This is a genomic window from Pseudomonas shiyinii, from assembly GCF_056725765.1.
In genome coordinates, this window is the sequence record NZ_CM161522.1 from 3,202,536 (window position 1) to 3,210,559 (window position 8,024).

7 protein-coding genes are annotated in these 8,024 nt (G+C 65.5%); all 7 read right to left on the reverse strand.

The genetic code is table 11. From position 1 onward, the window contains the following. The 7 genes from ACXHGZ_RS14415 to ACXHGZ_RS14445 all read right to left on the reverse strand — a co-directional run bounded on the left by ACXHGZ_RS14415 (position 1) and on the right by ACXHGZ_RS14445 (position 7,971). Positions 1 to 1,788, reverse strand: coding sequence for a GMC family oxidoreductase (locus tag ACXHGZ_RS14415; protein ID WP_084858270.1), 1,788 nt, complete (start codon positions 1,786 to 1,788; stop codon positions 1 to 3). Between the two features lie 3 nt (positions 1,789 to 1,791). Next, complete coding sequence (locus ACXHGZ_RS14420) at positions 1,792 to 2,544, reverse strand: gluconate 2-dehydrogenase subunit 3 family protein (RefSeq protein ID WP_480460357.1); 753 nt, start codon at positions 2,542 to 2,544, stop codon at positions 1,792 to 1,794. 268 nt (positions 2,545 to 2,812) lie between these two features. Then, entirely contained in the window at positions 2,813 to 3,799 is a 987-nt protein-coding gene (locus ACXHGZ_RS14425) for a 2-hydroxyacid dehydrogenase (protein ID WP_480460358.1), read from the reverse strand. Positions 3,800 to 3,808: 9 nt separating this feature from the next. Further along, positions 3,809 to 5,086 carry an MFS transporter gene (locus tag ACXHGZ_RS14430; protein WP_480460359.1) on the reverse strand — a complete coding sequence of 426 codons (1,278 nt, stop codon included), beginning with the start codon at positions 5,084 to 5,086 and terminating at the stop codon, positions 3,809 to 3,811. Positions 5,087 to 5,150: 64 nt separating this feature from the next. Further along, positions 5,151 to 6,104, reverse strand: coding sequence for a sugar kinase (locus ACXHGZ_RS14435; protein WP_480460360.1), 954 nt, complete (start codon positions 6,102 to 6,104; stop codon positions 5,151 to 5,153). Next, positions 6,097 to 6,867: a sugar phosphate isomerase/epimerase family protein gene (locus tag ACXHGZ_RS14440; protein ID WP_480460361.1), complete on the reverse strand. Its 771-nt coding sequence runs from the start codon at positions 6,865 to 6,867 to the stop codon at positions 6,097 to 6,099. Before ACXHGZ_RS14440 ends, ACXHGZ_RS14435 begins: the two co-directional genes overlap by 8 nt. Before the next feature lie 81 nt (positions 6,868 to 6,948). Continuing rightward, complete coding sequence (locus ACXHGZ_RS14445) at positions 6,949 to 7,971, reverse strand: LacI family DNA-binding transcriptional regulator (protein ID WP_480460362.1); 1,023 nt, start codon at positions 7,969 to 7,971, stop codon at positions 6,949 to 6,951. Positions 7,972 to 8,024: the final 53 nt, after the last annotated feature.

Below are 8,024 nucleotides of genomic sequence, written 5' to 3' on the forward strand. Positions count from 1 at the left end.
CTATGCCTGCACCAGTGGACCTGGGTTCTTCAGGTACTGCTCGCGAATGGCCCGCGCCGACCAGTAGGTCAGCGCCGCCACCAACCCGGTGGGGTTGTAGCCCAGCCCCTGGGGAAACGCCGAGGCGCCCGGCACGAAGACGTTGTGCACGTCCCAGCTCTGCAGGTAGCGGTTGATGGCACTGGTCTTGGGGTCGGTGCCCATGATCGCGCCGCCGTTGAGGTGGGTGGTCTGGTACACGGTGGCATCGAAGTGCTGACCGAACGCCTTCATCGATGCAGCGATCGCCTTGGGCCCCATGGCTTCGGCGATCTTGCGCATCTGCTCGACCATGAAGCGGTTCATCTTCACGTCGTTGTCCTTCCAGTCGAAGGTCATGCGCAGCAGCGGCAGGCCATAGGCGTCCTTGTACACCGGGTCTAGGTCCAGGTAATTGTCGCGGTAGGACTGGTGCGCGCCATGGGCGTCCATCGACAGCATGTGGCTGTAGCTGTCGGCCACCGCGGCCTTCCAGGCGCTGCCCCACTTGGGCGTGCCTGGCGGGGTCTTGGTGCCGGAGATGGGCTTGGTGCCCGCCTGGTTGACCCAGAACGGCGAGCCGCCGACGAAGCCGAGCGGGCCATGGTCGAAGTTGTCGGCATTGAAATCGTCCACCGCCACGCCATTGCCGCCAGCGCCGATGAAGGGGTTGGTGTGGTGGCTGTTCTTGTCGAAGAAGGCGCTTACCGTGGACAGGTTCTGGAAGGCGAAGTTACGCCCCACCACACCCTGGTTGCTGACCGGGTCGTAGGGTTTGCCGATGCCCGAAAGCAGCATCAGGCGCACGTTGTTGAACTGGAAGGCGCCGAGGATCACCAGGTCCGCCGGCTGTTCCACCTCGCGCCCCTGGGCATCGACGTAGGTCACGCCGGTGGCCAGGTTCTTCTCGGCGTTGAGGTTGACTCGCAACACATGGGCGTTGTTGCGCAGCTCGAAGTTCGGCACCTGGCGCAGGGCCGGCAGGATGTTCACGTTGGGCGAGGCCTTGGAATACATATAGCAGGCATAGCCGCTGCAGTAGCCGCAGAAATTGCACGGGCCCATCTGTGCCCCGTAGGGGTTGGTGTAGGGCCCGGAGGTGTTGGCCGACGGCAAATTGTAGGGGTGGTAGCCGACCTCGCGGGCCGCCTTCTCGAACAGCTGCGCCGAGACGGTGTTCTTCTGCGCCGGCAGCGGGAAATCATCGGAGCGGTCCGGGGAGAACGGGTTGCCGCCCTTGTCGCGGCCCACCACCTGCCCCTTGATCGACCAGGCGGTGCCGGAGGTGCCGAAGACTTTTTCGGCGAAATCGAAGTACGGTTCCAGCTCTTCGTAGCTGACGCCGAAATCCTGGATGGTCATGCCTTCGGGGATGAAGGCCTTGCCATAGCGTTCCTCATAGTGGCTGCGCATGCGCAGCTCCATCGGGTCGACGCGAAAATGCACGCCCGACCAGTGCAGCCCGGCCCCGCCGGTGCCCGTGCCAGGCAGGAAGGCGCCGAACTGGCGGTACGGCACGGCCACATCGTTCAGGCTGTGACGCAGGGTCACGGTCTCGCGGGAGATGTCCATGAACAGTTTCTTGCGCGAGTTGTAGGTCAGCTCGTCCATGGTCTGCGGGTAGACACCGTCCGGGTAGGTGTCACGCGCCGGGCCTCGCTCCAGGGCGACCACCTGCAGGCCTGCCTCGGTCAGTTCCTTGGCCATGATCGCGCCGGTCCAGCCGAACCCGACGATGACCGCATCGACTTTCTTCATCACCTGGGCCATCGCTCAACCTCGCTCGCCACTGATGGATACCGGAGGGAAGGGATAGCGCTCGTCGCGTTCCACCCAATCCATGAAATCGGCGCGCGCGCCGGGGAAGCCGATCAGCTTCCAGCCAGCCAGGCCTTGGTTGCCGCCGTGCAGCGGGTCGCTGAAGAACCCTTCGCGGGTATTGAGCCAGAGCATGGCGAAGAAGGTGACGGCAGGCACCGAGGCCAGGGCCGCCTTGCCGCTGTCCAGGGCCTCCAGGGCTTGCTGCTGTTGGGCCGGGTCCAGCTGGGCGAACGGCTTGCTCCACTGCGTCTTGCACCAGGCGTCGGTTTCCTGGATACCCAGCCGGTAGATCTCCTGGGGGCTGAGCTTGAGCTGGTAGCCCAACTCGGCCGGTGCGTCCGGATGGAAGGGGCCCTGCATGTACCACAGGCCACCACTGCCGTAGCGGGTATTGAGCTGGCGGTCGATGAATTCCGGTACACCGGCTTCTACCGCACCGGGGCCGAGCGCGTCGGCGGGAATGAGCACCGCGACCGCAGCCGAGATGAACGCCCACTCTTCGGCATTGAAGAAGGTCGGTTGGTAGGCGCGGGCTGGCGCCCTGCCCTGTTCGGGGTCCTTGGCGGGTGCGGGGGTGGCGGTATCGGCAAGCACCGCGCTGCCCATGCCGGTGCTGGCGAGGGTCGCCACCGGAATGAGGGTCAGTGACTTGCGCAGGAACTCGCGGCGCGCCGGGTGCGCGAAGGCAGGTTCGTCGTTGGACATGGCTTTGGCCTCTTCTTTGACAGGTCAATCAGGTCATACATGGCATTCGCTCCGTTCGTGCGGGGCTGTTGTTGTTTTGTCGGGAAAGCATAGACAGTGCTGTTTCTGTGGGAGCCGGCTTGCCGGCGACCAAGGGCCGGCCCTTGCCCTGCAAAAGGCTGTGCCGGCCCAATCGCCGGCAAGCCGGCTCCCACCTGTCCTGCGCTGTTTCAAAGACACCGCCATACCTGTGGGGGCTGGTTTGCCAGCGATAGGACCTGGCAGTGCGCTATCCGGCCCTGCGCTCCCAAGCAATGGGATTCACCAGGTTGGCCGGTTTTTCACCCGCCAGGGCGGCGAGCAGGTTGTCCACCGCACAACGGGCCATGGCCTCACGGGTTTCGTGGGTGGCCGAGCCGATGTGCGGGGTCACCACCAGGTTATCCAGTTGCAGCAAGGGTGAATTGGCCGGCAGCGGTTCGCGGACGAATACGTCCAGGCCCGCCCCACGGATACGCCGCTCGCGCAGGGCCTGCAGCAGGGCCGCCTCGTCCAGCACGCGACCACGGGCGATGTTCACCAGGATCGCCGAGGGCTTCATCAGCGCCAGCTCACGTTCGCCGATGAGGTTCTGCGTCTGCGCGTTCAGGGGTACGCACAGGCAGACGAAATCGGACTCGGCCAGCAAGGCCTCGAGGCTGCGGTGACGCGCCCCGTAGCGCGCTTCCACTTCGGGCCGTGGCTGGCGTGTGTGATACAGCACCTGCATGCCAAACCCTGCGTGGGCCCGACGAGCCAGGGCTTCGCCGATGCGCCCCAGGCCGACGATGCCCAGCGTCTTGCCGTGCACATCGCAGCCGAACTGGGCCGGGCCGATGCCGGCCTGCCAATGGCCGTTGCGAATCCAGCCGTCGAGTTCCACCACCCGCCGGGCACAAGCCATCAGCAGGGCGAAACCGGTGTCGGCAGTGGTTTCGGTGAGCACGTCGGGGGTGTTGGTCAGCAACACGCCGCGGCGGTCGAGCTCGCCGATGTCGTAGTTGTCCACGCCCACCGAGACGCTGGAGACCACCTCCAGCTGCGGCGCCAGGCTCAGCAGCTCGCCGTCCAGACGCAGGCTGGCACCGAGCAGGCCATGGGCACCCGGCAAGGCCGCCCGCAGGCGCGCCAGGCCATCGGCCGCCGGCGCCTCGACCAGGGTCACCTCGGCATGGGTCTGCAGGCGCTGCATGAGTTCATCGGACAAACGTTTGTACAGGACGATGCGTTTTTTCATGGTCGATACCTATTGGCTCGGCGCCAGCTGTTGGCGCCGTGCCTGTTGCGAAGGGTTGAGCACGGCGGTCAGGGCCACCGCTACCAGCAGTGCGCCGCACATGAACAGATAGGAAGCCCCCGGGCCGCCGGTGACACCGTTGAGGTAGCCCACCAGCCAGGAGCCGGAGAACGAGCCCAGCGCGCCCATGCTGTTGATCAGGGCCATGGCGCCACCGGCAACGTTGCTGGGCAGCAGTTCCGGCACGATGGCGAAGAACGGGCCGTAGGGGGCGTACATGCAGGCACCGGCGATCACCAGCAGGGTGTATGACCACCAGAAATGCTCGGTGCCGAGGATGTAGGAGCCGTAGAAGGCCAGGGCAGCGATCAGCAGGGGCGGCCAGACGAAACGCTTGCGCTTTTGCATCCGGTCGGATGCCCAGGACACCCCGAGCATGGCCAGCACCGCGCCCAGGTACGGCACCGCCGACAGCCAGCCGGCCGTGACGATGTCCAGCGCCGCGGCTTGCTTGAGAATCGACGGCAACCAGAGCACGAAGCCATAGACACCGATGCTCCAGCAGAAGTACTGCAACGACAGGATGATCACCTTGGGCGAACGGAACGCCTCGCGGTAGTTCTTCACCGGTTTGATGCCCTGTTGCTCGGCGGCCAGGGCCTCGCGCAGCGCGGTTTTCTCTTGTGCCTTCAGCCAGCTGGCCTGCTCCGGGCGATCGTCCACCAGGCGCCACCAGATGAATGCCCATAGCACCGCCGGCAAGCCCTCGATGATGAACATCCAACGCCAGTCGAAATGCTTGACCAAATAGCCGGACACCACCGACATCCACAGGATGGTCACCGGGTTGCCGAGGATCAGGAAGGTGTTGGCCCGCGAGCGCTCGGCGCGGGTGAACCAGTGGCAGAGGTAGATCAGCATGGCTGGCATCACTGCAGCCTCCACCACCCCCAGCAGGAAGCGGATGGCGATCAGCAGCGACACGTTCTGCACCATGCCGGTGAGCGTGGCCAAGCCGCCCCAGAGGATCAGGCTGACGAAGATCAGCTTCTTGACGCTGCGTTTTTCGGCATAGATGGCACCGGGTACCTGGAAGAAGAAATAGCCCAGGAAGAACAGCGCCCCGAGCAGGGACGACAAGGCTGGGGTGATGTGCAGGTCATCGGCCATGCCCGAAGCGGCGGCAAAGCCGTAGTTGGCACGGTCAAGATAGGCCAGGCTGTAGGTGATGAAGACGATGGGCATGATGTACCACCAGCGTCTTGGGGCAAGTCGGTCGATCTGCATGGTTGTATCTCCTGAGCTTGTTGTTCTTGTTGCAACAGGTACCGGCCAGGCCGGCAGGTTCGGTTCAACCGCCGAAGCGGTTTTCGTAGGCATCCAATTCATGGCGCTGCGGCAGGCCTTCCATGTCGCCGCGTGATTGCACCGCACGGCTGCCGCACCAGTTGCCGCGAGCCACGGCGCGGCGCAGGTCATGGCCTTCGAGCAAGGCGCTGACCACGCCCACGGCGAAGGCATCGCCCGCTCCTACCGTGTCCACCACCTGCGCCACGGGACAGGGCGCGACCACCCCTTCGGCACCGCGAGCATCACGCAGGTACGCCCCCTCGGCGCCCAGCTTGATGGCCACGCATTGCACGCCGTGCTCCAGGTAGAAACCGGCAATGGCTTCAGGGGTTTGCCGACCGGTGAGCAGGCGCCCCTCTTCCAGCCCTGGCAGCACCCAGTCGGCCTTGAATGCCAGGGCATTGATTTCCTGGACCATGGTTTGCCGGTTGGGCCATAGCGATGGCCGCAGGTTGGGGTCGAAGGAGATGCTGCGGCCGTTGGCGCGCATGGCCTCGAGCAACTGCAGGGAAAGGTCGCGGCACGACGCCGACAAGGCCGGCACGATGCCTGTGGCATGCAGATGGCGGGCATCCAGCAGCTCCGGGCACAGCTGCGCCGGCGACATGCGGCTGGCGGCCGAGCCTCGGCGGAAGTATTCCACTTGCGGGTCGCTGCCATCGTCGCAACGTGCCTTGAGCTGGAAGCCCGTGGGGTATGCGGGATCGATTTCGACACGGGCACAGTCCAGGCCTTCGCCACGCAGGCTGGCAAGCACGAAGGCGCCCAGCGAATCGTCGCCCACCCGGCTCAGCCAGTTCACCCGCAGGCCCAGACGCGCCAGGCCGATGGCCACGTTGCTGTCGGCACCGGCAATGCGCTTGCCGAAGCCAGCCACCTGGGCCAGGTCGCCGCACTGCTCGGCCACGAACATGGCCATGGTTTCGCCGAAGCAGAGCACGTCATGTTCAGCCATGGTGGACCTCCGCCTCGAGCACAGCCAGGTGCTGAACCTGCTGGCGGGTATAGGCCAACAGATCGTCGTCGACCAATGGATACTCGATGGCACGGGGCACGCCGGGCATGAAGTGGCTCATCAGCTGCCGCCAGGCCGCCAGGTCCGATGCCTGCGGCGGCACCGCCACCAGGCGCCCGTCGTCACGCCGGGTGACGGCCTTGCAGTGTACGTAATGCACCCACGGGCCCAGCGCCTGTGCGGCCTGCAGGGGCGACTCACCCTGCCAGTACCAGTTGCCGATGTCGAAGGTCATGCCCGGCGCCAGGTCGAGGGCGGCGGCACGCTCGAAGAATCGCTGCAGGGGGGCCAGACGCCCGCCCTGGGGCGTCTGGTCGTTCTCGACGAACAGTGCCGCCCTGCGCCCAAGCAACGGCCGCAGGGCGTGCAGGTCGCAGGTGTCGCGGTAATGGCCAAGGGATACTTTCAATGCCACCGCACCGATCCGTTCGGCCAGGTCCAGCCGCTCGGCCACCGCCGGCTCCAGGCTGCCGTCTTCACGCCACAACTCCAGAGGCGTGGAGAACAGGCTTTCCAGCCCCAGCTCAGCACTGGCTTTGGCCAAGGTGTCGGCCTCGGGCCAGACCTCGAACAGCTCCTCGCGCCACTCCACACGGCACGCACCGGCTTGCGCCAACAGCGGCAGGTAGGCGACCTGGCCATGGTGCTTCACGGTATCGGCGCCGAAGCTCGACAGGCTGATGGAAACAGGGTTCGCATGCATCGTCGTTGTCCTTGTTCTTGTCAGATGAAACCGGTTTCATTTCCGCGCAAAAAACAGCGCGACTCGCGGGCCGCGCTGCATTCAATTGCGTATCGGGGTGGAGCCTCGCACGATGAGTTGGGCGCGCAGGTCAAGCCGACGCGCCGGCAATTGGCTGCCTTGCAGCCGTTCCAGCAGGCACTGGACCGCTGCGGCTGCGATGCGTTCGGTGGGCTGAGCCAAGGCAGTGATACCGCCACCGACCAAGGGGTACCAGTCCAAGTCGTCGAGGGCCACCAAGCCCAGCTGCTGGAACAGCTGTTCACCACGCCCATGCAGGTGACGCATAACCTCCAGGGTCGCCACGCCGTTGCAGCTGAACAGGGCCTGGGGGCCATGGCCAGCGCTGGCCAGGAACGCCGCCAGTTGCCCAGGCAGATTGGCGCTCACTTCCAGCACCTGGCCGCGCAACCCGGACCGCCGGGCGATGGAGGCCTGGAAAGCGGCCACCCGCTCCTGCCGCGAACTGGTGCCGTCGAGGGGTTCGCTGACGGCGAGGATGTCGCGGTAGCCGCAGGCGTGCAGATGGTCCAGGGCCTGCTCGACGGCATCGGCGTTGTCCAGGCCCACCAGGTCGGTCTGCAGTTCGGCCAGTTGGCGATCCACCAGTACCATGGGCAGTTCCTGGGCCAGGCTGGCCAGCTCGCCGGCGTGGTGGCCGAGGGTATTCACGATCAGGCCGTCGACGTTGTAAGCCTGCAGCGCCTGTAGGTGCTGGCGCTCCTGGGCGTCATCGCAGTCGGTATTGCACACCACCAGGCTGTAGCCATGCTCGCGGCAGGCCGTCTCGACGCCGTGCATCACGGCCACTGAATAGGGGTTGCGGATATCGGCCAGGAGCATGCCGATCAGGCGCGTACGGCCGCGCTTGAGGGCGCTGGCCATGCGGTTCGGGCGGTAGCCGAGCTGCTCGATCACCGCCTCGATGCGCTGGGCGGTGGCATCGGCCAGCAGTTGCCGGTCGCCGCCGATATAGCGCGAGACCGTGGCCTTGGAAACGCCGGCAGCCTGGGCCACTTCACTGATCGTGACCCGCGTGCGGGCTTGGGAAAGCGTCTTGTCCACCCGGTGACCTTCTTGTATTCGCTTATGTGGGCAGGGTTATGAAAACGGTTTCA

Excerpts from the sequence above, each read along its gene's own strand:
- ACXHGZ_RS14425 (WP_480460358.1), bottom strand. The coding sequence starts at position 3,799 with ATGAAAAAACGCATCGTCCTGTACAAACGTTTGTCCGATGAACTCATG.
- ACXHGZ_RS14415 (WP_084858270.1), bottom strand. The coding sequence starts at position 1,788 with ATGGCCCAGGTGATGAAGAAAGTCGATGCGGTCATCGTCGGGTTCGGC.
- ACXHGZ_RS14420 (WP_480460357.1), bottom strand. The coding sequence starts at position 2,544 with ATGTCCAACGACGAACCTGCCTTCGCGCACCCGGCGCGCCGCGAGTTC.
- ACXHGZ_RS14440 (WP_480460361.1), bottom strand. The coding sequence starts at position 6,867 with ATGCATGCGAACCCTGTTTCCATCAGCCTGTCGAGCTTCGGCGCCGAT.
- ACXHGZ_RS14435 (WP_480460360.1), bottom strand. The coding sequence starts at position 6,104 with ATGGCTGAACATGACGTGCTCTGCTTCGGCGAAACCATGGCCATGTTC.
- ACXHGZ_RS14430 (WP_480460359.1), bottom strand. The coding sequence starts at position 5,086 with ATGCAGATCGACCGACTTGCCCCAAGACGCTGGTGGTACATCATGCCC.